This is a genomic window from Cellulomonas humilata, assembly GCF_013359775.1.
In the GTDB taxonomy this organism is placed as follows: domain Bacteria; phylum Actinomycetota; class Actinomycetes; order Actinomycetales; family Cellulomonadaceae; genus Cellulomonas; species Cellulomonas humilata.
Genome location: NZ_JABMCI010000043.1, coordinates 18508 through 41745, shown reverse-complemented (window position 1 = coordinate 41745; position 23238 = coordinate 18508). Strand labels below are relative to the sequence as shown.

The following is a 23238-nucleotide window of genomic DNA, read 5'->3' as shown; positions in this document are numbered from 1 at the left end:
CTGTGTTCCTCCCCGCTGCGTTCATACCCGCAGGGCCCTCAGCTCGGCGGCCACGACCGCCGGGGTGGGCCGCGCGGCGGGGTCCTCCGCCGTCATCGCCCGCAGCAGCCGCATCCAGTCGCGGCCGAAGCGCTCCGGGACGTCGACCGGGTCCAGCAGGCGGGCGAGCGAGCTGGTCAGGGGGTCGCCGGGATACGCCCGGACGCCCGTCAGGCACTCCAGCAGGACGAGGCCGAGGGAGTAGACGTCGCTCGGGGGCCCTGCAGGGTGGCCGAGTGCCTGCTCCGGGCTCTGGTAGCCGGCGGTACCGGAGGTCCCGCGCGGCGTGAGCGGCGCGCCCGCGGCAGTCACGGCGATGCCGAAGTCGGCGAGGACCACCGGCAACCAGGGCGCGTCACGGGCGCCGCTCTCTGCGCGGTCCGTGGCGACGAGGACGTTGGACGGCTTGACGTCGCGGTGGGCCACGCCGGCGCCGTGCGCGTGGCCGAGCGCGAGCGCCAGCTGCCGTCCGACGTCGGCGGTGAGGGACGGGGCGAGCGGACCGTCCGCGATGGTGTCGCGCAGGGTGCGGCCGTCGACCAGCTCCATGACGAGGAAGGCGACGGGACCGGCGTCCGGGAGCACGTCCGCGCCGACGTCGAGCAGGGCGACAAGGCTGGGGTGCGCGAGCGAGGACAGGATGCGCGCCTCGTGCGCGTACCGGCGGATCTCGTCGGGCGAGGCCGCGCCGATGGAGAACAGCTTGAGCGCCACCGGCCGGTGCAGCCGTGCGTCGGTCGCCCGGAACACCTCGCCGGAACCGCCCCGGCCGAGCTGCTGCTCGAGGTGGTAGCGGCGTCCGAGCGGTGCGGTCGCCGACGGGCGGAACTCGGTCGGTGGCACGGCATACCTGTCGTCGGCGATGTGGGCAGATCTGACGGTAGAAGCCCGTGGCGCGGACCGCACGCCGGGGCCGCGGCGAACGGGTGACGCACGCGTGCGGCGCGCTTGCAAGAGGATGCAAGCCACTTGCAGTCCCGCGCAGTACAGTGACAGCCATGTCCCGGCGACTCGCAGAGGTAGCACGCAAGGTCGGCGTCTCGGAGGCCACGGTCAGCCGCGTGCTCAACGGAAAGCCCGGCGTCTCGGAGTCCACGCGCGAGGCCGTGCTCACGGCCCTCGACGTGCTCGGGTACGAGCGGCCGACGAAGCTCCGCGGTGAGCGCGCCCGCCTGGTGGGCCTGGTGCTCCCCGAGCTCCAGAACCCGATCTTCCCCGCGTTCGCCGAGGTGGTCGGCGGCGCCCTCGCGCAGCAGGGGTTCACCCCCGTCCTGTGCACGCAGACGGCCGGGGGAGTCTCGGAGGCCGACTACGTCGAGCTCCTGCTCGGGCAGCAGGTCTCGGGGATCGTGTTCGCCGGGGGGCACTACGCGCAGCGCGACGCCACCCACGGCCACTACGAGCGGCTCACCGGGCGGAACCTGCCGGTCGTCCTCATCAACGCCTCGATCGAGGAGCTCCCGTTCCCGCGCGTCTCGTGCGACGACGAGGTCGCCATCGAGCAGGCGGTCGGGCACCTGGCCTCCCTCGGGCACACGAAGATCGGCCTCGTGCTGGGTCCGGTGGACCACGTGCCGTCCGAGCGCAAGCTCCGTGCGGCGCAGGCGATCACGCAGCGGCTCGGCCTGGAGCTCGGCGAGAACCAGGTGGTCCGCAGCGCGTACTCCCTCGAGAGCGGCCAGGCGGCGGGCAACCGGCTGCTGCGCGAGGGCGTGACCGGCATCGTCTGCGCCAGCGACCCGTTGGCGCTCGGGGTCATCCGTGCCGCTCGACGGGCCGGCCTGCGCGTCCCGGACGACGTGTCCGTCGTCGGCTACGACGACTCGGCGTTCATGAGCTGCACCGAGCCCCCTCTGACGACGGTGCGCCAGCCGATCGAGCCCATGGGTCGTGCGGCGATCGACCTGCTGGTCAGCCAGATCCACGGCAGCGCGGTGCCCCAGGACGAGCTGCTCTTCGAGCCGGAGCTGGTGGTGCGCGGCTCCACCGGCCCCGCGCCGACGCAGCCGGTGACCGTCCGGGACTGACCTTCCGCCGTTCTCACAGACCCCGTCCCGCCGTCGAGCGGGGCGGGGTCTGCGTCGTCTCATCGAGATCCCCCGGCGTTCCGGTCACACTTCGATAACTGTCCTGTCAGTTTCTTGCGTGGTTCTAGTCGGTTCCTTTAGTGTCTGGAACGCGACAGCGGCGTCTTGCAGGGTCCTCCGGGTCCGTGGCAGACGGTGCGGCCGCGCGAGGAGCAGCGGACGAACGGCCCCGTCGACGTCGACGGAGGCCCACGAGAGACGAGACGCGAGTGGCGCAGGCGCAGCCCGAGACGGACCCGCTGTGGTGGCGCGGCGCCGTGATCTACCAGGTCTACCCGCGCAGCTTCGCCGACGGGAACGGCGACGGCACCGGCGACCTGGCGGGCCTGCGGTCGCGGCTGCCGTACCTGCGGGACCTCGGCGTGGACGCGATCTGGGTGACCCCCTGGTACGTCTCCCCGCTCGCCGACGGCGGCTACGACGTCGCCGACTACCGCGCGATCGACCCGGCCTTCGGCACCCTCGAGGAGGCCGAGCTGCTCATCAGCGAGGCCCTCGGGCTGGGCATCCGCACCATCATCGACGTCGTCCCCAACCACGTCTCGGACCAGCACGTGTGGTTCCAGGCCGCGCTGGCCGCCGGACCGGGCTCGCCGGAGCGTGAGCGGTTCTGGTTCCACCCCGGCAAGGGCGAGCACGGCGAGCAGATCCCCACCGGCTGGGTGTCGGACTTCCAGGGAAACACGTGGACGCGGACCACCGACCCCGACGGGACGCCCGGCGAGTGGTACCTGCACCTGTTCGCGCCGCAGCAGCCCGACGTCAACTGGTCCCACCCGGACGTCGTCGCGGAGTTCGAGGCCGTGCTCCGGTTCTGGTTCGACCGCGGCGTGGCCGGCATCCGCATCGACTCGGCCGCGCTGCTGGTCAAGGACCCGGAGCTGCCCGAGGTCCCCGCCCACCCTGGGCCGGGGGAGCACCCGCACGTGGACCGCGACGAGCTGCACGACGTCTACCGCGGATGGCGCGCGGTCGCCGACTCGTACGCGGGCACCCGGGTCCTCGTCGGCGAGGTCTGGCTCCAGGACAAGGCGCGATTCGCGCAGTACCTGCGCCCGGACGAGATGCACACGGCGTTCAACTTCGACTTCATGGCCCGGCCGTGGGACGCCAAGCAGCTCCGCGAGTCGATCGACATCACGCTCGCCGCGCACGGACCCGTCGGAGCGCCCGCCACCTGGGTGCTCTCCAACCACGACGTCACGCGGCCGGTCACCCGGTACGGCCGCGAGGACACGTCGTTCGCGTTCGCCGCCAAGCGCTTCGGCACCCCGACCGACCTGGCTGTCGGCCTGCGACGGGCCCGGGCGGCCGCGCTGCTCACCGCGGCGCTGCCGGGATCGCTCTACCTCTACCAGGGTGACGAACTGGGCCTGCCCGAGGTCGAGGACCTCCCGCTGGGGCTCCTCCAGGACCCGATGCACTTCCGGTCCGAGGGCGTCGACCCCGGCCGGGACGGCTGCCGCGTCCCGCTGCCCTGGGCGGGCACGTCCGCCCCGTACGGCTTCGGGTCCGGCGGGTCGTGGCTCCCGCAGCCCGCGGGCTGGGCGGCCCTGACCGTCACGGCGCAGGAGGCCGACCCGACGTCGACCCTCCACCTGTACCGCGACCTCCTGGCGATCCGCCGCGCCGAGCCCGCCCTGGGTGACGGACCGATGACGTGGATCGACACCCCCGACGACGTGCTCGCGTTCGCCCGCGGCGACCTCGTGTGCGTCGTCAACCTCGGCGACGAACCCGCCGCCCTGCCCACCCACACCGATCTCCTGCTCTCGAGCGCCCCGCTCGAGGCAGGTCTGCTGCCGCGCGACACCGCCGCGTGGCTGCGCACCCCCGCCTGACCCCGACCGCACCACCCGCACACGCACCACCTCTGACCGCAGCACCAGATCGCGTCCAGGCACCCTGTCCGGCGCGTTCCCTCACGAAGGAGTGACGATGAGGTCCTCACGCAGCACCGCGCTCGCCATGGCCGGTGTGCTCTCGCTCGGCCTGCTGGCCGCGTGCAGCACCGACGACGACCCGTCCGGCGACTCGACGGCCGACGGCGACAAGATCACCATCACGGTCGCCGGCCTCCAGCCCGGCGCCGAGCAGACCGCTGTCGACGCGCTCGACGAGCGGGTCGAGCAGTTCGAGGCCAAGTACCCAGACATCGACATCGAGACCCAGGAGTACAACTGGCTGGCGTCGACCTTCGCGGCCGACCTCGCCGGCGGCACCCTGCCGGACGTGTTCGAGGTGCCGGCCACCGACACCAAGGTGCTCATCCAGAACGGCCAGATCGCCGACATCGACGAGCAGGTCAAGCAGCTGTCCTACGCGGACGACTTCAACCCGGAGGTCCTCGCGGCCGGGCTCAGCGACGACGGCTTGGTCTATGCCGTCCCCGCCAAGTCCATCTACGCCGTGGCGCTGCACTACAACCGGAAGCTCTTCACGGACGCCGGCCTGGACCCGGACAAGCCGCCGACCACGTGGGACGAGGTCCGCGCGGCCGCCAAGACCATCAAGGACGCGACCGGCGTGCCGGGCTACGCCATGATGGCGCTCGACAACGCCGGTGGGTGGCAGCTGACGGCTGCGGCCTACTCGCGCGGCGGTCGCACGCAGGTGCTCGACGGCGACACCTACGAGGCCACGCTCACCGACCCGGCGGTCAAGGAGTCGCTGCAGTTCCTCGGTGACCTCAAGGCGGACGGCTCGCTGCTCGAGAACACGCAGCTGGGCTGGGGTGACGTCAACTCCGGCTTCGCCGCCGGGCAGTTCGCCATGTACACGTCGGGCTCGGACATCTACACCGCGCTGGTGCAGAACAACGGCGTCACGGCGGACAACCTGGACTACGGGCTGACCGCGCTGCCGAACGACGGTGACGACTCCGGCACCCTCGGTGGAGGCACCTACGCCGCCGTGGCTCCGCAGGCGACCGCCGAGGAGAAGGACGCCGCGGTCAAGTGGATCGACTTCTGGTACCTGTCCAAGCTGGTGGACCAGGACCAGGCCGTGGCCGACGCCAAGATCCTCGCGGAGCAGGACCCGCCGCAGGCCGTGGGGACCCCGACGCTCCCGATCTTCAGCAAGGAGCAGTACGAGACCTCGCTGGGCTGGATCCAGGACTACGTCAACGTCCCGCTCGACCACATGGCCGGCTACACGGACGTGATGTTCGAGCAGCCCGTCATCCCCGAGGCTGCCCGCGCGACGCAGGAGACGTACGGCCTGCTGTTCCCGATCGTGCAGGCCGTGATGACCGACCCGGGCGTGGACCTGGACGCGCTGCTCGCCGAGGCGAACACGCAGTCGCAGGCCCTGATCGACCAGGCCGGCTGACGCGCTGACGGTGCCCGGCCCGGGACCCCCGGGCCGGGCACCTCACCTCGTCGCACCGGTACGGCACCCCCGAGAGAAGGACTGCATGACCTCCGACACCCTCGTCGCGACCTCGGCACACCGACGCACCCCTGTGAGCTGGGTGCGCGGCGGCGGCCTGACCACCCTGGTGTTCGCGCTGCCGATGCTGGTGATCTTCGGGGTCTTCTCGTGGGCGCCCATCGTCAAGGCCGTCGTCATGAGCTTCCAGAAGACGAACCTGATCGTGACGGAGTGGGTGGGCCTGGAGAACTTCCAGCGCGTCTTCGCCGACCCGGTGCTGCCGATGGCGGTCCGCAACACCGCGTACTTCGCGCTCCTGGCACTGATCTTCGGGTACCCGGTGCCGCTGATCGCCGCCGTGCTCATGAGCGAGGTGCGCCGCGCGAAGGGCCTGTTCTCGGCCCTGGCCTACCTGCCCGTCGTCGTCCCGCCGGTGGTCGCCGTCCTGCTGTGGAAGTTCTTCTACGACCCGCGCCCCGAGGGCGTGTTCAACACGATCATCGGGTACGTCGGGATACCGCCCCAACCCTGGTTGCAGAGCGCGACGTCGGCGATGCCGTCGCTCGTGCTCGAGGCCACCTGGGCGGCCGCCGGAGGCACGGTGATCATCTACCTCGCGGCGCTGACCAGCGTGCCGACGGAGCTGTACGACGCCGCCGAGGTGGACGGCGCCTCCGTCTGGGGCAAGATCTGGCACGTCACGATGCCGCAGCTGCGCGGCGTCCTGCTCATCACCTTCATCCTCCAGATCATCGGGACCGCGCAGGTGTTCCTCGAGCCCTACCTGTTCACCGGCGGCGGTCCGGCCAACGCCACGATCTCGGTCCTGCTGCTGGTCTACCGGTACGCGTTCCAGAACAGCCTCGGCGGCAACTACGGCATGGCGACGGCCCTGAGCCTCATGCTCGCGGCGTTCCTGGCCGTGATGTCCCTGGTCTACTTCCGACTCACCCGCAGCTGGAGCACCTCGTGACCACCACCACCCCGAAGCTCCCGGAGGCGGTGCTCCCCGACGCCCTCGAGAACCCCCCGACCCGGTCGAGGCGTGCCGCCGGCCCCGACGCGGACCGCACCGCCCTCTCCGTGGCCGACTGGCGTCGACCCCGGGTTCGCGGTACCTGGAACACGCTGCACGTGGTCCTGCTGATCCTGCTGGTGGTCTGGTGCGTGGGTCCGCTGCTGCTGCTCGGCAAGTTCGCGATCACGCCGACCCAGGACATCCTGCGCACCCCGCTGGCGATCTTCCCGAACGGCGTCAAGTGGTCGAACCTGCACGAGGCGTGGTTCGACATCAACATCAGCAAGTACTTCGTCAACACGATCGTGCTCGCGGCCGGGTCGTGGGTGTCCCAGATGCTCGTCGCGACCACCGGCGGGTACGTGCTCTCGGTGCTGCGACCGCGATGGGCGAAGTACGCGCAGGCCCTGGTGCTGGCGACACTCTTCGTGCCGGCGGTGGTGCTCCTGGTGCCGCTCTACCTGATCATCCTGCACCCGCCCCTGGTCGATCACTCGCTGGTCAACTCGTTCTGGGCGGTCTGGCTGCCGGCCGGCGCGAGCGCGTTCAACGTGGTGCTGGTGACGCGGTTCTTCGACAACCTGCCGCGGGAGATCTTCGAGGCGGCCAAGGTGGACGGCGCCGGGCCGTTCCGGCTCTTCTGGTCGATCGTGTTGCCCATGAGCAAGCCGATCCTCGGCGTGGTGTCCGTGTTCGCGGTCATCGCGTCCTGGAAGGACTTCCTGTGGCCGCTGCTGGTCCTGCGCAACCCGGACCTCCAGCCGCTGTCGGTCCGGCTCCCGTCCCTCGAGGCGACGACCGACAAGGGCACGCTCATGGCCGCCTACGCGATCGCGACGATCATCCCGATCCTGATGTTCCTGATCTTCCAGCGCATGTTCCTGCGCGGCGCCGGGCTCGGTGGTGCCGTCAAGGGCTGAGCGGAACGTGCTGACACCGCGTGCGGTCAAGATCACGGTCCGCGGGAGCCTCCCACCGCGAGGCCCGCGGGCGGCCGATGCGATGATCGTCAGGTGGCCCCCGACACCGCCGTGAGCACCCCGACCTCGACCGTGCGCAGCCCCGTCGCCCCGTACGACGCGCTCCTGCTCTTCTCGTTCGGGGGGCCCGACGGACCCGACGACGTGCTGCCGTTCCTGCGCAACGTCACCCGGGGGAAGAACATCCCGGACGAGCGGCTGGCCGTCGTGGCCGAGCACTACCACCACTTCGGCGGTGCCAGCCCGATCAACGGGCAGAACCTCGCGCTGCAGAAGGCGCTCACCGAGGAGCTGGCGCGACGAGGGCTCGACCTGCCCGTGGTGTGGGGCAACCGCAACTGGGAGCCGTACACCCGGGACGCCCTGTCGGCCGCGTACAGCGATGGCGCGCGCCGGATGGTCGCGGTCGTGACCAGCGCGTACTCGTCCTACTCGGGATGCCGGCAGTACCGGGAGAACCTCTGGGCGTCGCTCGACGAGCTCGGCACCGACGTCGGCCTGGGCGAGGGCGAGCACCCTCTGGTCGTCGACAAGGTGCGGTCCTACTTCAACCACCCCGGGTTCGTGCAGGCGAACGTCGACGCGGTGACCGAGGCGTTCGAGTCGATCGGGCGCGATGCCCGCCTGGTCTTCGTCACGCACTCGATCCCGGACACCATGGAGGAGGCCTCCCAGGTCTCCGGCGCGTCGTACAGCGCGCAGCACCTCGACGTCGCCGCCACGGTGGCCGCCGCCGTCGAGGAGCGGATCGGCCGGCCCGTGACCTGGGACCTCGCCTACTGCTCGCGCTCCGGGCCGCCCAGCCAGCCGTGGCTGGAGCCCGACGTGAACGACCACCTCACCGCGATCGCGGCGCAGGGGGTGCAGGCCGTGGTCCTGTCACCGATCGGCTTCGTCTCGGACCACATGGAGGTCGCCTTCGACCTCGACACCGAGGCGCTGGCCACCGCGGCGGAGCTCGGCCTCGTGGCGGTGCGCGCCGACAGCGTCGGGACCCGCGAGCCGTTCGTGCGCGGCCTGGTCGACCTCGTCCTGGAGCGGGCCGCGCTGGCCCGCGACGCGGAGGCGAGCGGACCGCACCCCGTCACGGCCGACGTCGTCGCGGACGCCGCGAGGCCCGTGCCCGAGGCGACGGCCGGCGCGCTGCCGCCCTACCGGTCCGTCTGCCGCCCGGGCTGCTGCCAGATGCGCGCCGGAACCCCGACCGGCATCCCCGCCGCCTGCTCGACCGACCCCTGGTCCTGATCCCACCACCTGGAGCGCACCCGCGATGACGCACGACGCCGAGGCCCTGAACGCCACCGTCCGGTACACGATGTGGACCGTGTTCGCCCTCGAGGAGGTGCTGCCCGAGGACGACGACGAGCGCGCCGAGCTCATCGCCGCCGCGCAGGCCGCGGTCGCCGCGGACGGGCTCGTGGTCCGCGGCTGGTACGACGTGGCCGGGCTGCGTGCCGACGCCGACCTCATGGTCTGGTGGCACGCCGAGACGGTCGAGGAGGTGCAGGGTGCCTACCAGCGGCTGCGCGCCAGCGACCTCGGCCGGCACCTGCTGCCCGTGTGGTCCGTGGTGGGCCTGCACCGGCCCGCGGAGTTCAACCGGACGCACGTCCCCGCGTTCCTGGCGGGGGAGCCGGCCGGCGACTACATGACGGTGTACCCGTTCGTGCGGTCCTACGACTGGTACGTGCTGCCCGAGGACGACCGCCGCCGCATGCTCGTCGAGCACGGCCAGGCCGCCCGCGGGTACGCCGACGTGCGCGCGAACACCGTCTCCGCCTTCGCGCTCGGCGACTACGAGTGGATCCTCGCGTTCGAGGCGCAGGAGCTGCACCGCATCGTCGACCTCATGCGGGACCTGCGCGCCACCGACGCCCGCCTCCACGTGCGCGAGGAGGTGCCGTTCTACACCGGCCCGCGCGTGAGCCTGGAGACCTGGGCAGACCGCCAGCCCCGTGGGTGAGAGCAGCAGTGCGATGATCGAGGGATGGTCGACCTGGCGGGTACCTGGCGGTTCACGGCGCTCGAGGGCGCGCAGGTGGAGGGTCGGCGCCGCGCGACCCCGTGGCTGACGTTCGACGGTGACGGGCAGGTGTTCGGCCTGGCCGGCGTCAACCGCGTGCGCGGCACGTGGGAGCTCGACGGCGACACCCTGACGTTCGGCCCGGTCGTCTCCACACTCATGGCGGGACCTCCGGACGCGATGGCGTGCGAGCAGCAGGTGCTGCGGCTGCTCGGCGAGCCGGTGACCGTGTCGGCTCCCGACGACGACACCCTGGTGCTGGACGGGATCGCCCCTGCCCGGCTGGTCCGGGACCCGCACGCCGCCGACCAGCGGGTCTAGGCAGCGATCGCGACCGCCGGCCAGCGCGCGGCCACCTGCTCGACCGTGTGCACCCGGGTCGCCACGTCGTAGGCGGTCCCCGTGATCATCAGCTCGTCGGCACCGGTGCGCTCCACCAGGGCGGCCAGCGCCTCGCCGGCCCGGTCGGCGGTGGTGGCCACCTGGGTGCCCGGGACGCGGGCGAAGAAGTCCGCGGCCGCGGCCGGGTCCAGCGCCGCAAGCTCCGCGGCCGCGTCCTCGGGGGAGACGATCGGCCCGAGCGGCCGCCCGGTGCGCAGCGACAGGGCCATGACTCGGCTGGGGCCCGCCAGGTAGTGGGCCTCGTCGTCGGAGCCGGCGACCAGCACGGACGCCGAGACCATGAGCCGCGGGGCGTCGAGCACCGGCGACGGCCGGAACGCGCGGCGGTAGGCGTCGGCGGCCTGGAGCGTGTAGCCGGTGTTGAAGTGGTGGGCGTAGCTGAACGGCAGGCCGAGCGACCCGGCCAGCTCGGCGCTGAACGAGCTGGAGCCGAGCAGCCAGACCTGCGGGGTCGAGGTGGCCGACGGGGTCGCGGACAGCCGGGTGGCCCGCAGTGACGGAGCCCGGCCGGGCAGGTGCTGCCCGAGCAGGGCGAGGACGTCGATGACCTCGGCCGGGAAGTCCTCGGCACCCAACCCCTCGACGGTGCGGCGCAGGGCGGCCGCGGTCATCGGGTCGGCGCCGGGCGCGCGGCCGATGCCGAGGTCGATGCGGCCGGGGTGCAGCGCCTCGAGCATCGCGAACTGCTCGGCGACCACCAGCGTCGGGTGGTTGGGCAGCATGACCCCGCCGGACCCCACGCGGATGCGGTCGGTCGCCGCCGCGAGGTGCGCCAGCAGGACACCGGGCGACGTGGACGCGACCGCCGGCATCGCGTGGTGCTCGGCCACCCAGAAGCGCGCGTAGCCGGCGGCGTCGGCGGCACGCGCGAGCGCGGTGGTCGCGGCGAGCGCCTCGCCGGAGGACTGGCCGACGGCGACCGGGGAGGTGTCGAGCACGGACAGGGGCACGGGGTTCGGACGAGTCACCTCGTTCGCAACACCCGTGCCCGCGTCCGTACTCCCGTCAGGGGTACAGACCCCGGATGAGGTGCGCCTCGGCCACGCGCCGGACACCGATGGTCAGCGCCGCGTCGCGCAGCGAGATGCCCTCGGCGCCCGCGACCGCGGCGACCGCCCGGTGCGCCGTGACCATGCGGTGCTCCAGGCGGTCCTCGATCTCCTGCTCGGTCCACCAGTACGCCTGGTTGGCCTGCACCCACTCGAAGTACGACACGACGACACCGCCGGCGTTGGCCAGGATGTCCGGCACGACGACGACGCCTCGCTCGGCGAGCACCCGGTCACCCTCGTGCGTCGTCGGCCCGTTCGCGGCCTCGACCACCCAGCGCGCCTTGACCCGGCCGGCGGCCTCGGCGTCCAGCACCCCCTCGACCGCGGCGGGGATGAGCAGGTCCACGTCGAGCGCGAGGAGCTCGGCGTTGTCGATCGGGGAGCCGCCGTCGAACCCCACGACCGTGCCCGTCTCGGCCACGTGCCGCATCAGGGCCACGATGTCGAGACCGTCGCTGTTCATCACCCCGCCCTGCTCGTCGCTGACCGCGGCCACCCGGGTGCCCGCGTCGTGCAGGAACCGGGCGGCGTGCGAGCCGACCTTGCCGAAGCCCTGGACGGCCGCGCTCACCTCGTGGAGCTTGACCCCGGCGTCGCCGAGAGCGGCGGCCGCGGAGTGCACGACACCGCGGGAGGTTGCGGTCGCGCGTCCGAGCGAACCGCCGACCGCCAGCGGCTTGCCGGTGGTCACGGCGGGGATCGTGTAGCCGAGGTTCACCGAGTAGGTGTCCATGACCCAGGCCATGGTCTGCTCGTTGGTGCCGATGTCGGGGGCCATGATGTCCCGCTCGGGGCCGATGATCGGCATGATCTCGCTGGTGTAGCGCCGGGTCACCCGCTCGAGCTCCGACTGCGAGTACTGCCGCGGGTCGATGGTGACGCCACCCTTGGCGCCGCCGTACGGGACGTCGACGACCGCGCATTTCCAGGTCATCCACATGGCGAGCGCCCGCACCTCGTCGACGTCGACGCCGGCCGAGTAGCGCAGCCCGCCCTTGCCCGGGCCGCGGGAGATGTTGTGCTGCACGCGGTACCCGGTGAAGAGCTCGATCTCGCCGTCGTCCCGCCGGAGGGGGACAGCGACGTTCATCTCGCGCCGGGGTGTGGCGAGCATGCGGTGGAGCCCCTCGGTGTAGCCAAGGATCTCGACGGCGCCGGCGAGCTGGGCCTTGGCGGTGGCGAGGGGCGTGGTCTGCTGCGGGGTCTCCGCTGTGAGGTCCGTCACGCCCCCCACCTTGTCACCGCGTGGCGTCGGCGCACGGCAGGCCCGAGGGGCGAGCCGTGCGTGTCCGCACCGCGGGCACCCGTCAGCAGACCTGCGCGCCGTCGAGCGGCTTGAGCACCGAGCCACCGAGGTGCCTCGAGCTGCGAGCCGGAACAAGCACGCACGTGCCGAACGAGCCGTTGAGGTAGACGCCCTTGACGAAGACGTCGGTGGCGCGGCAGTTGTAGACGCGCACGGTGTAGTAGGTGGGGTGGTTGACGTAGACCCCGGTCAACCACCGGCAGAACTCCTCCTCGTCCTCGATCGTGGCCATGGGCTGCACCAGACCGCCCGTGACCGGCACCGTGCGCAGCGGCGCCGGCTCCAGGGCGTCGCCGGCGGAGGCCGGGGTGGCGGCGACGAGGCCGCCGACCAGCAGCGCGAGGGCGCTCAGGGCGGTGACGAGTGCTCGTCGGGCACGGTGACGATCAGGCATGCGGGTCCCCTGGGAGTCGACGGTGGCGTCGGCGCGACCGCGCAACGGTGCGCGGACGGGTTCACCCTGGCGAGAACCGGCGGGCGGGTCAACCGGCATCCGGGCGATGGACGTCGCACGGACGGTCCTTGACAGCCAGACTGGCCCCAGGCCGGACCCGGCCACCGCACGGCAGACCACGAGAGCCCGGCCGCAACCCGGCCCACGGGCGGAGCGAGGAGCAGCATGTCGACGACGCACGACGTCACGCAGGACGCGATCCGGTTGGCCCGGACCTGGCTGTCCGCGACGGCGGAGGGCCAGACGGCCCGCGAGCGCCGCACCACCGGGCGGCTGGCGGCGCTGGTCTCGGATCCCGCGGGGCTCGAGCTGGCGGTGCGGTTCGTCGACCGGGTCGCCCGCCCGCAGGACGTGCGCGTCGCAGCCCGGGAGCTCGCCGGCCTCTCCGCCGGAGCCGCGTCGGGCTTCCTCGGCCCGCTCGACCGCGCGATGCTCGGTGCCGGGGCGCTCGTCGCACCCGTGCTGCCCGACGTCGTCGTGCCGGCGGCGCGGCAGAGGCTGCGCAGCCTCGTCGGCCACCTGGTCGCCGACGACGGTCCCGGCCTCGCGACGCACCTGGCGGCGACCCGCGCCGAGGGCTTCCGGCTCAACCTCAACCTGCTGGGCGAGGCCGTGCTCGGCGAGCGTGAGGCGGCGGCGCGGCTCGCGCGGGTGCACGCCCTGGTGGAGCGTCCCGACGTCGACTACGTGTCGGTGAAGGTCTCCGCGGTGGCCAGCCAGCTGTCCACGTGGGACACGGAGGGCAGCGTCGCCCGGGTGGTCGAGCGGTTGCGTCCGCTGTACCTGACCGCGGCACGGCACGGCACGTTCCTCAACCTCGACATGGAGGAGTACCGCGACCTGACCCTGACCCTGCGGGTCTTCGAGCGCCTGGTGTCGGACCCCGAGCTGATGGGCGCCGAGGCCGGCATCGTGCTCCAGGCCTACCTGCCCGACGCCGCCGACGCCCTCGAGGAGCTGACGGGCATCGCGACCGAGCGCCGGGAGGCCGGCGGGGCGCGCCTCAAGGTGCGGCTGGTCAAGGGCGCCAACCTGGCGATGGAGCAGGTCGAGGCCGAGCTGCACGGCTGGCCGCAGGCGCCGTACGGGTCCAAGGCGGAGGTCGACGCTGCGTACCTGCGGCTCGTCGACCGGGCCCTCGACCCCGCCCGCACGTCGGCCCTGCGGGTCGGCGTCGCCAGCCACAACCTGTTCCACGTCGCCGCCGCGCACCTGATCGCGCAGCAGCGCGGCGTCTCCGAGGCCCTCGACGTGGAGATGCTCCAGGGCATGGCCCCGGCGCAGGCGCGCGCGGTCCGCGACGCGGTCGGCGCCGTGCTGCTCTACACGCCGGTGGTGGCCCGGCACGACTTCGACGTGGCGATCTCCTACCTCGTGCGCCGGCTGGAGGAGAACTCCGCGAGCCAGAACTTCCTGCACGCCCTGTTCGCCGAGGGTGCGGCGATGGACGCGCAGGAGGACGCCTTCCGCGTGGCGTTCCGCGACCGGCACGTGCCGTCGACCGCTGCCCGCCGCGCGGCCCGACCGTACGCCGACGCACCCGGGCACGAGACCTTCGCCAACACGCCGGACACCGACCCCGCCGTCGGGGTGGCGCGCGCGTGGGCACGGGGGATCGTCGACCGCGAGGTGCCGGTGCCCGACGGAGCGATCCGTGTCGCCACCGTCGACGACGTCGACGCGGCCGTCGCGCGAGCGTCCGCAGCGCTGCCAGAGTGGGCCGCGACACCGCCCGCCGAGCGCGCCCGGGCGCTGCACGCCGTCGCCGTCGCGCTGGAAGACGCCCGCGCCGACCTGGTCGCGACGATGGTGCACGAGACGGGCAAGACCGTGGCCGAGGCCGACCCCGAGGTCAGCGAGGCCGTCGACTTCGCGCGCTACTACGCCGACCGGGCGGCGGACCTCGCCGACGGCGTCGTGCCGGGTGCGGTGCACCGGCCCTCGGGGCTGACCGTGGTCACGCCGCCGTGGAACTTCCCGGTCGCCATCCCCGTCGGGTCGGTGCTCGCCTCGCTCGCCGCGGGCAGTCCGGTGCTGGTCAAGCCCGCTCCCCAGGCGCCGCACTGCGGGCAGGTCGCCATGGCCGCGATCCAGCGCGGGCTCGACGCCGCGGGCGCCCCCGCCGGCATCCTCACCGTCGTGCTCAGCCCCGAGGGCGACGTCGGGCGCCGCCTGGTCACCCACCCCGACGTCGAACGCGTCCTGCTCACCGGATCGATCGACACCGCACGCCTCTTCGCCGGCTGGCGTCCCGACCTCGACGTCCTCGCCGAGACGTCCGGCAAGAACGCGCTGGTCATCACGCCGTCCGCCGACGTGGACCTCGCGGTCGCCGACCTGGTGCGGTCCGCGTTCGGGCACGCCGGGCAGAAGTGCTCGGCCGCCTCGCTCGCCATCCTGGTCGGGTCGGCCGGGCGCTCCGACCGTCTGCGCCGGCAGCTGGCCGACGCCGTGTCGTCCCTGCGCGTCGGCCCCGCCACCGACCTCGGCACGGCGGTCGGTCCCCTGACCGAGCCCGCGTCGGGCAAGCTGCTGCGCGCGCTGACCACGCTCGACCCGGGGGAGTCGTGGCTGGTCGCACCGCGGCAGCTCGACGAGGAGGGGCGGCTGTGGAGCCCGGGCGTCAAGCACGGCGTCGCGCCCGGCTCGTGGTTCCACACCACCGAGTGCTTCGGCCCGGTGCTCGGCATCATGCGCGTCGCGACCCTGGACGAGGCGATCGACCTCCAGAACGCGGTCGCGTTCGGGCTGACCGGCGGGCTGCACTCGCTGGACGAGGCGGAGATCGACCACTGGCTCGACCGGGTCGAGGTGGGCAACGCCTACGTCAACCGGCACATCACCGGGGCGATCGTGCGGCGCCAGCCGTTCGGGGGGTGGAAGGCGTCCACGGTCGGTCCCGGCGCCAAGGCCGGCGGGCCCCACTACGTCGCGCAGATCGGTCGCTGGCAGGACGCCCCCGACGTACCGCAGGACGACGACGCCTGGTTGGCCTGGGCGCGTGCGGACGACGCCCGGGTCTGGGCCGGCGACCTCTGTCTCGAGCACGACCCGTCGGGACTGCGCGTCGAGGCCAACCTCTTGCGGTACCGGCCCGTCCCGCACCTCACCGTCCGGACCGGCGACGACGCCCGCTCCCGGGAGATCGACCGGGTCTGCCACGCGGCCCGGACGGCGGGGGTCGAGGTGACCCTCAGCGACGTGTCCGGCGAGTCCCACGAGGCGTTCGCCGCTCGCTTGCGCGCCGGCGGCGTCACCGGGCGCGTGCGTGTCGTCGGGTCGGCGCCCGGCCTGCGCGCGGCCGCGGCGACCCGGGTGGGCGACGTGACGGTCCTCGACGGACCCGTGCTCGCCAGCGGAGTGCGCGAGCTCCTCACGGTCGTGCGCGAGCAGGCGGTCAGCCGCACGCTGCACCGGTTCGGTCACGTGCCCCCCGCGGCCGACTGAGCCGGCGCAGGAGCACCGAAGGCCCGGCGGGTCGTCCCGCCGGGCCTTCGGTCACCGTGTCGGCGCGCTCCCGTGGCGTCGACGCGGTCGCACTACGCCGAGGCGCGGATGACCAGCTCCGGGGCGAAGATCAGGGGCGGCGACGGCGGCGCGCCGTTGAGCTGGTCGAGCAGCCGAGCACCCGCCGCACGCGCCATGGCCACGACCGGCTGGATGACGCTGGTCAGCGGGGGAGTGGTCGACGCCGCGACACCGAGGTTGTCGTACCCGACCACCGCGACGTCCCGCGGCACCTCCTTGCCGTGCTCCGCGAGGACGCTGAGCGCCCCGGCGGCCATGAGGTCGGACGCGATGAAGATCGCGTCGACGTCGGGGTACCGCGCCAGCAGCTCGCGCGCCGCGATGGTGCCGGACGCCATGGTGAAGTCGCCGTGCACCACCGCGTCGTCGGACATCCCGGCCGCGCGGATGGCGTTGCGCCACCCCGTGAGCCGGTCGATGCCGGCGGACATGTCCGCCGGTCCCGCGATCGTGGCGATGCGCGTGCAGCCGCGGTCGATGAGGTGCTGCGTGGCCAGCCGACCGCCCTCGACGTTGTCGGTGTCGACGTACTGCACGTCCCGCTCGTCCGCGGACAGGGGGCGACCGACGAACACGTTGGGCACGTGCGAGAGCTGGAGCGCCCGGTCGAGCTCGTCGTTGGCGTGGTGCGAGACGACGATCGCCCCGTCCACGTGCCCGTTGCGTAGGTACCGGACCGTGCGCTCGCTCTCGCCCGGGCGGGCGATGACCAGCACGACCTGCATGTCGGAGTCGGCGAGCGACGTGCTCAGGCCGTTGAGCGTGCCGGCGAAGAACGGGTCCGAGAGCACGCGCTCGTCGGGCTCGGGGACCACCAGCGCGATCGAGTCGGTGCGCTTGGTGACGAGCGAGCGGGCGGCGCGGTTCGGCGTGTAGCCGAGATCGGCGACCGCGGCCTCGACCGAGGCGAGCGCCTCGGGAGACACGCGCAGCCCGCCGTTGATGGCGCGAGAGGCTGTCGAGCGCGAGACGCCGGCGCGCTCGGCGACCTGCTCGAGCGTCGGCGCGGGGGGCCGCGCGGGGTCCACGTGGACCGGGATGTTGTCGACCACCGTTGGTCTTCCCTCCTGTGGCTGCCGAGGCAGCGATGACGAGCGGGTGATGAGGAGGGCGGGGCGCTCGGGGAGCACCCCGCCCTTCCCATCGACCGGCCTCACGCGGTCGAGGTGCGACCGTGGTGAGGGTCCGGGACCTGCCGTGACCAGTGTGCGGGGCTCAGCCCTTGACGGCACCCTGCATGATTCCGGCCACCAGCTGACGGCCGGCGACGAAGAACAGGATGATCAGCGGGATCGTCGAGATGGTGACGCCCGCCATGATCAGCGACATGTCCTTGAAGTACGACGCCTGGAGCAGCTGGATGGCCACCGGGAGCGTCGGGTTCTGGTTACCCAGGACGATGAACGGCCAGAAGAAGTTCGTCCACGAGGCGACGAACGTGAACAGGCCGAGCATGACGGCCGCCGGACGCGCCGCCGGGAGGGCGATGTGCCAGAAGGTCCGGATCATCGAGGCACCGTCGACGCGGGCGGCCTCGACGAGCTCGTAGGGGAGCGCCGACTCGAGGTACTGCGTCATCCAGAACACGCCGAACGCCGTGACCAGGCCGGGCACGATGACGGCGATGAGCTTGCCGGTCCAGCCGAACTGGGACATCAGGATGAACAGCGGCACGATGCCCAGCTGCGTCGGCACAGCCGTGGTGGCGATGACGAACACGAGCAGGCCGTTGCGGCCGCGGAACCGCAGCTTCGAGAACGAGAAGCCGGCCAGCGTGGAGAAGAGGACCACCGACAGCGCGGTGACCGTCCCGACGATGATCGAGTTGCCGAGCGCCTTCCAGAACTGGATGTCCCCGTTCAGGACCTTGCTGACGTTGTCGAAGAACTCGCCCTGCGGGATCAGCGACGGGATCGGGTTCTGCGCGATGTACGCCGAGTTGGACGACGCCAGCAGGAACGCGTAGTACAGCGGGGCGATGGCCAGGACGATCGCGACCGCGAGCAGCACGTACGTGACCCAGCCCGGCCGACGGTCGGACCCGGCGGCCGTGGAGCGGCTCCGACCGGCAGCCCGGGCGGCACCGCGGCCGGCGGTCTGCCGGATGACCGGCAGCGAGGGGGCGCTCATCGGGAAACCTTCTTCCGCTTCTTCGTCGCCGAGGTCTCCGACGAGATCTTGCGCGTCGCCGCGAAGTTGATCATGGCGATCACGATGATGATGAGGAACAGGATCCAGGCCACCGCGGACGCTCGTCCGAAGCTCTTCTGGTTCCCCCAGCCGAGCTCGTAGATGTACATCGTGGCGGTCATCCACTGACGGCTCGGGCCACCCTGGCCGGTCTGGTCGAACAGTCGCGGCTCGTCGAAGATCTGAAGTCCACCGATGGTCGACGTGATGACGACGAAGATGATCGTCGGCCGCAGCATCGGGACGGTGACCGAGAAGAACTGGCGGACGCGCGAGGCACCGTCCAGGACGGCGGCCTCGTAGAGGTCCTTCGGGATCGCCTGCATCGCGGCGAGCAGGATGAGGGTGTTGTAGCCCGTCCAGCGGAAGTCGACCATGGTCGCGATCGCGATGTGGCTGGGCAGGATCTGGGCGTGCCAGCCGATCGGGTCGATGCCGATGTACCCGAGCACCGTGTTGATGAGGCCGGACTTGTCGGCGAACAGCTTGCCGAAGATGAGGCTGACCGCGACGGGCGCGACGACGTAGGGCAGGAGCACGCCCATGCGCCAGAAGGTCCGTGCGCGCAGGTTCGCGTCGAGGAGCGCCGCGAGCACGATCGCGATGATCAGCTGCGGGACCGTCGAGATGAGGAAGATGCTGAAGGTGTTGCGCAGGCCCTTCCAGAAGTTGGGCTCCTGGACGACGAAGAGGTAGTTCTCGAAGCCGACGAACTCGCCCTTGCCGCCGATCAGGTTCCAGTCGTGCACGGACACGTAGGCCGTGTACACCAGCGGGAACAAGCCCGTGAGCGCGAAGAGGATGAAGAACGGCGAGATGTAGAGGTAGGGCGAGACCTTGACGTCCCAGCGACCCAGGGTCTGGCTGAAGCCCACCCGACGGGGTGCGCGATCGGGATCGCGCCGGCGGCCGCTGTCGAGGTGGGGCGAGGTGGTGGAGGTGGCCATCAGGTGTCCTTCGTGGCAGTGGTCCGGAGCCTTCGCTGGCAGGGCCGGGCCGATGGGTGACCCATCGGCCCGGCCCCTGGCTAGCGTCAGCCGAGCGCGTTGACCGCGCTCACGAAGGTGTCCCACTGAGCAGCGGCGTCACCACCGTTGACGTCGACCTCGGTCAGAGCCGACTGCATCGCGTCGTTGATGGCGAAGTAGTTCGGGCCCTTGAACGGGGCGATGATGCCCTCGGCGCGGTTGGCCAGGATCTGGCCGGCCGGGGCGTCGTTGAAGAACGCGTTCGTGGAGCCGAGCAGCTCGTCCGAGGCGAGCGCCTCGACCTGGCTCGGGAACGTGCCCTTGTTCTTGTAGGCCTGGAGCTGCTGCTCCGGGGCCGTCAGCCAGGCGGCGAACTTCTTCGCGGCCTCGACGTTCTTGCCCTGCGACGGGACGGTCATGAACGAGCCGCCCCAGTTGCCGGCGCCGCCGGGGAAGACGTCAGCGATGTCCCAGCCGGTGATGCCGGCGGAGTTGCCCTCGATGACACCGAGCATCCAGCCCGGCGCCAGCATGGTCGCGAAGCCGTCCGTCTGGAACGAGGCCGTCCAGTCGTCGCTCCACTGGCCGAGGTGCGCCGACAGGTTGTCGGTGACCGAGGCCTTGGTGACGGCGTCGTAGATGTCCTTCACCTCGGGGTTCGTGGCGGCGATGATCGTGCCGTCGTTCTCCTCGTAGGCGTTCTCGACCTGGTTGATCATGCCCTGGTAGATGGCACCAGCGGCGTCGAAGAACGGCTTGCCCGTGGCGTCGGTGTACCGCTTGCCGAAGGCGAAGTAGTCGTCCCACGTGGCGTCGGCGCCGCCGAGCTCGGCGGCGACCTCCTCACGCGTGGACGGCAGGCCGGCAGCGGCGAGCAGGTCGCCGCGGAACGCGATGGCCTCCGGGCCGATGTCGGTGCCGTAGCCGAGGAGCTTGCCGTCGGGCGTCGTGGCCTGAGCGACCTTCCAGTCCTTCCAGCGACCGTCGAGCGCCGGGTCCGCCAGGTCCTCGAACTTCTCGGGGAACTGCATGAGCTCGGGGAGCCAGTCGATCTCGATCATCTCGACGTCCGAGGCACCAGAACCCGACGCGAGGCGCGTGTTCAGGTTGTCGCGGGCCTCGTTCGAGGTCGCGGCCTTCTTGTTCTCGATGGTGACGCCCGGGTTCTCGGCCTCGTACGCCGCGAACATCTCGTCGGTGTAGCCAGGCTCGTTGAACGTGCCGAGCGTCAGCGTGATGTTCTCGGTGCCGCCGTCGGACCCCTCGTCGCTGGGCGTGTCCGAGTTGCCGGAGCAGGCGGTTGCGAGGAGGGCGATGCCCGTGACCCCCGCCGCGGCCGCCCACATCTTGCTAGTGGTCTTGCGCACTGGTGACTCCCTTGTCAGTCGGACGGCGTCCTCGCCGTACCCCTAGGGCACCCGTCGTCTGCTCGCCGCAGGGGGCGCGAACGGACGTCGGGTTGGGCCGTGTGGACCCGGCGTGGTCGCGTTCCCATCCGCAGTGATGCGGGAGCGTTCCCACGCGCTGCGGATACTGTCGTCGGCGCCCCCGCGAGTGTCAAGGACGGACATGGGCGGTTTACGTGTGGTAGCGATCCCACACCAGTGTTTGTGCAGGTCAGAGCGATATGGACATCGGTCCGTGTTACCGAATCGTTACTGCTGTGGCGTCGGCCCGTGACCTGCGATCCACCGGCGCGCCACGTCCTGCTCGACCTCGAGGGCCGAGCGGATGGCCTCGGCCGTCGCCTGCTCGATCGCGGAGCCGAACAAGGGCACGCTCGCGCGCAGCTCACCGTCGTACGTGACGGTGGTCGAGCCGTCGCCGGCCGGCGCCAGCGCCGTGCGTCCGCTGAGCCGCACCGGGGCGCCGGTGATCTCCACGACCACCGTCCCCACGCGGGAGCCGTCCGCCGCGGGACCCTCCCAGGCCTCCACCTGCCGGATGTCGATCCGGCTCCCGACGAAGCCCCGCAGGTGCGCGGGGATCTGGTCCGTCGGCAGGGCGCGGCGCGTCGTCACGGTGAAGGCCTCGTCGGGCGCGCCGGTGATGTCCACGTGCTGCTCGAGCGCACCGCTGGCGCGCACCTTCTGGTGGACGTACTCCGGGTCGGCGAGCAGCCGTGCCGCGGCGTGGGCGTCGGTCGGCAGGTCGATCGTCACGCTCAGTCGCACGATGGGTCCTTCGAAGATCGGGTCGGTGGGTCCGAGGCTATCCGGCCACGTCCCGGGCGTCCTGGCAGTTCGTGCACCTGGCTCCGCCAGACGACACCTAACCTGGTGCCCGTGTCCACCCTGAGCACCCTCGCCGCTCGTCACGCCGCGCTCGATGCCCACGACCTCGAGTGGCTGCACCTGCTCGTCGGCGACTGGCAGGTGCTGTCCGACCTCGCGTTCGCCGACCTGGTGCTCTGGCTGCCGACGACGGACGGCGACTTCGTGGCCATCGCGCAGTGCCGCCCGTCCACCGGTGCCACGGTGCACTACGACGACGTCGTCGGCTCGAGCGCTCCCGAGGGCCAGCGCCCCCAGCTCCAGCGGTCGCTGGACGAGCGCACCGCCCAGCGCTCCCGCGAGCCGCGCTGGTTCGGCTCCTACGCGGTGCGCGAGGAGGCGGTCCCGGTGGTCCGCGGCGGCAAGCCGATCGCGGTGCTCGCCCGCCAGACCAACCTCGGCGGCGCCCGCACCCCCAGCCGCCTGGAGCTCAACTACGTCGAGGCGGCCGACGACATCTTCGCGATGGTGGGACGCGGGGAGTACCCGGCGCCCGACGCCCCGACCGGTCCGCGCCGCGGCGCCCCGCGCGTGGGCGACGGGCTCGTCCGCCTGAACTCGGAGGGCGAGGTCCTGTACGCGAGCCCGAACGCGCTGTCCTGCTTCCACCGGCTCGGTGTGGTCGGCGACCTGGTGGGCCGGTCGCTGGTCGAGGTGACCGCGGACCTGATCGAGCAGCACGACACCGTCGACGAGTCGATGCCCCTGGTGCTCATGGGGCGGGCGCCGTGGCGGGTGGACGTCGAGGCGCGCGGCGTCGCCCTCTCCCTGCGCGCGGTGCCGCTGACCGAGCACGGCCAGCGCGTCGGTGCGGTCCTGCTGTGCCGCGACGTGTCCGAGCTGCGTCGTCGTGAGCGCGAGCTGATCACCAAGGACGCGACGATCCGGGAGATCCACCACCGCGTGAAGAACAACCTCCAGACGGTGGCCGCACTGCTGCGGCTCCAGTCACGGCGGGTCGCGTCGCCCGAGGCCAAGGAGGCGCTGGGGGAGGCGATGCGTCGGGTCGCCACGATCGCGCTCGTGCACGAGACCCTGTCGCAGACCCTGGACGAGAGCGTGCCGTTCGACGACCTGGTCGGTCGCAGCCTCCGGCTCGCCGCGGACGTGGCCACCGAGGGCGCGAGCGTGCGCACGCTGGTGCGCGGGTCGTTCGGCTCGATCCCCGCGGAGGACGCGACCGCGCTCGCCCTGATCCTCACCGAGCTGGTGACCAACGCGGTCGAGCACGGGTTCGAGGGGCGGGAGTCGGGGACCGTCGAGGTCATCGTGGAGCGGCAGGACGACGCCCTGCGCGTCGAGGTGGCCGACGACGGCTCCGGCCTGCCGACCGGTCGTGGCGCCGGCACCGGGCTCGGGACGCAGATCGTCTCGACGCTGGTGACCAACGAGATGCGCGGCACGATCGAGTGGTCGAGCCGCGTCGGGGGCGGCACGTCGGTGGTCATCGAGGCGCGCCTGCGCGGACCGCGGGACGCGGCGGCACTGATCTGACCCTGACCGGCTCATCTGACCGGCTCATCTGACCGGCTCGTCTGACCGG

The 23238-nt window shown here is 72.1% G+C and carries 19 protein-coding genes; 10 read left to right on the top strand and 9 right to left on the bottom strand.

What is annotated here, in order from left to right:
- Nucleotides 1-21: 21 nt before the first annotated feature.
- Complete coding sequence (locus HP550_RS03125) at nucleotides 22-882, bottom strand: protein kinase domain-containing protein (RefSeq protein WP_175346136.1); 861 nt, start codon at nucleotides 880-882, stop codon at nucleotides 22-24.
- A 155-nt stretch (nucleotides 883-1037) separates the two neighbouring features.
- Between HP550_RS03125 and HP550_RS03120 the strand changes: the two genes are divergently transcribed.
- The 8 genes from HP550_RS03120 to HP550_RS03085 all read left to right on the top strand — a co-directional run bounded on the left by HP550_RS03120 (nucleotide 1038) and on the right by HP550_RS03085 (nucleotide 9843).
- Complete coding sequence (locus HP550_RS03120; protein ID WP_175346135.1) at nucleotides 1038-2066, top strand: LacI family DNA-binding transcriptional regulator; 1029 nt, start codon at nucleotides 1038-1040, stop codon at nucleotides 2064-2066.
- Nucleotides 2067-2335: 269 nt separating this feature from the next.
- Complete coding sequence (locus HP550_RS03115) at nucleotides 2336-3967, top strand: alpha-amylase family glycosyl hydrolase (RefSeq protein WP_175346134.1); 1632 nt, start codon at nucleotides 2336-2338, stop codon at nucleotides 3965-3967.
- Between the two features lie 97 nt (nucleotides 3968-4064).
- Nucleotides 4065-5459, top strand: a complete 1395-nt coding sequence (locus tag HP550_RS03110; protein ID WP_175346133.1) for an ABC transporter substrate-binding protein — start codon at nucleotides 4065-4067, stop codon at nucleotides 5457-5459.
- Nucleotides 5460-5544: 85 nt separating this feature from the next.
- Nucleotides 5545-6474 carry a carbohydrate ABC transporter permease gene (locus tag HP550_RS03105; RefSeq protein WP_175346132.1) on the top strand — a complete coding sequence of 310 codons (930 nt, stop codon included), beginning with the start codon at nucleotides 5545-5547 and terminating at the stop codon, nucleotides 6472-6474.
- Nucleotides 6471-7439, top strand: a complete 969-nt coding sequence (locus HP550_RS03100; RefSeq protein WP_175346131.1) for a carbohydrate ABC transporter permease — start codon at nucleotides 6471-6473, stop codon at nucleotides 7437-7439. Before HP550_RS03105 ends, HP550_RS03100 begins: the two co-directional genes overlap by 4 nt.
- A gap of 93 nt (nucleotides 7440-7532) precedes the next feature.
- On the top strand, nucleotides 7533-8744 hold the full coding sequence (locus HP550_RS03095; RefSeq protein WP_343047957.1) for a ferrochelatase: 1212 nt from the start codon (nucleotides 7533-7535) through the stop codon (nucleotides 8742-8744).
- 25 nt (nucleotides 8745-8769) lie between these two features.
- Nucleotides 8770-9462: a hydrogen peroxide-dependent heme synthase gene (hemQ, locus tag HP550_RS03090; protein ID WP_175346130.1), complete on the top strand. Its 693-nt coding sequence runs from the start codon at nucleotides 8770-8772 to the stop codon at nucleotides 9460-9462.
- 24 nt (nucleotides 9463-9486) lie between these two features.
- Nucleotides 9487-9843 (top strand): META domain-containing protein, encoded by a 357-nt coding sequence (locus tag HP550_RS03085; protein WP_175346129.1) that lies wholly within the window; start codon nucleotides 9487-9489, stop codon nucleotides 9841-9843.
- Here the strand turns inward: HP550_RS03085 and HP550_RS03080 are convergent.
- The 3 genes from HP550_RS03080 to HP550_RS03070 all read right to left on the bottom strand — a co-directional run bounded on the left by HP550_RS03080 (nucleotide 9840) and on the right by HP550_RS03070 (nucleotide 12676).
- A complete protein-coding gene (locus HP550_RS03080) occupies nucleotides 9840-10892 on the bottom strand; it encodes an MsnO8 family LLM class oxidoreductase (protein ID WP_343047956.1) in 1053 nt (350 codons plus the stop codon). The genes HP550_RS03085 and HP550_RS03080 overlap by 4 nt on opposite strands.
- Nucleotides 10893-10929: 37 nt before the next feature.
- On the bottom strand, nucleotides 10930-12201 hold the full coding sequence (locus HP550_RS03075) for a Glu/Leu/Phe/Val dehydrogenase dimerization domain-containing protein (protein ID WP_175346128.1): 1272 nt from the start codon (nucleotides 12199-12201) through the stop codon (nucleotides 10930-10932).
- An 82-nt stretch (nucleotides 12202-12283) separates the two neighbouring features.
- Nucleotides 12284-12676, bottom strand: a complete 393-nt coding sequence (locus HP550_RS03070; RefSeq protein ID WP_175346127.1) for a hypothetical protein — start codon at nucleotides 12674-12676, stop codon at nucleotides 12284-12286.
- Nucleotides 12677-12901: 225 nt separating this feature from the next.
- Between HP550_RS03070 and HP550_RS03065 the strand changes: the two genes are divergently transcribed.
- On the top strand, nucleotides 12902-16183 hold the full coding sequence (locus HP550_RS03065; RefSeq protein WP_175346126.1) for a proline dehydrogenase family protein: 3282 nt from the start codon (nucleotides 12902-12904) through the stop codon (nucleotides 16181-16183).
- Nucleotides 16184-16275: 92 nt separating this feature from the next.
- On the opposite strand, the gene HP550_RS03060 is transcribed toward HP550_RS03065, so the two are convergent.
- The 5 genes from HP550_RS03060 to HP550_RS03040 form a co-directional block, all read right to left on the bottom strand.
- Nucleotides 16276-17316, bottom strand: a complete 1041-nt coding sequence (locus HP550_RS03060; protein ID WP_175346125.1) for a substrate-binding domain-containing protein — start codon at nucleotides 17314-17316, stop codon at nucleotides 16276-16278.
- Nucleotides 17317-17479: 163 nt separating this feature from the next.
- Entirely contained in the window at nucleotides 17480-18394 is a 915-nt protein-coding gene (locus HP550_RS03055) for a carbohydrate ABC transporter permease (protein ID WP_175346124.1), read from the bottom strand.
- A complete protein-coding gene (locus tag HP550_RS03050) occupies nucleotides 18391-19401 on the bottom strand; it encodes a carbohydrate ABC transporter permease (RefSeq protein ID WP_175346123.1) in 1011 nt (336 codons plus the stop codon). Before HP550_RS03050 ends, HP550_RS03055 begins: the two co-directional genes overlap by 4 nt.
- 86 nt (nucleotides 19402-19487) lie before the next feature.
- Nucleotides 19488-20789, bottom strand: a complete 1302-nt coding sequence (locus HP550_RS03045) for an ABC transporter substrate-binding protein (RefSeq protein WP_343047955.1) — start codon at nucleotides 20787-20789, stop codon at nucleotides 19488-19490.
- A 288-nt stretch (nucleotides 20790-21077) separates the two neighbouring features.
- On the bottom strand, nucleotides 21078-21596 hold the full coding sequence (locus HP550_RS03040) for a DUF2505 family protein (protein WP_175346122.1): 519 nt from the start codon (nucleotides 21594-21596) through the stop codon (nucleotides 21078-21080).
- A 111-nt stretch (nucleotides 21597-21707) separates the two neighbouring features.
- Here HP550_RS03040 and HP550_RS03035 point away from each other — a divergent pair, with 111 nt between their 5' ends.
- Nucleotides 21708-23189 carry a histidine kinase N-terminal domain-containing protein gene (locus HP550_RS03035; RefSeq protein WP_175346121.1) on the top strand — a complete coding sequence of 494 codons (1482 nt, stop codon included), beginning with the start codon at nucleotides 21708-21710 and terminating at the stop codon, nucleotides 23187-23189.
- Nucleotides 23190-23238 lie beyond the last annotated feature (49 nt).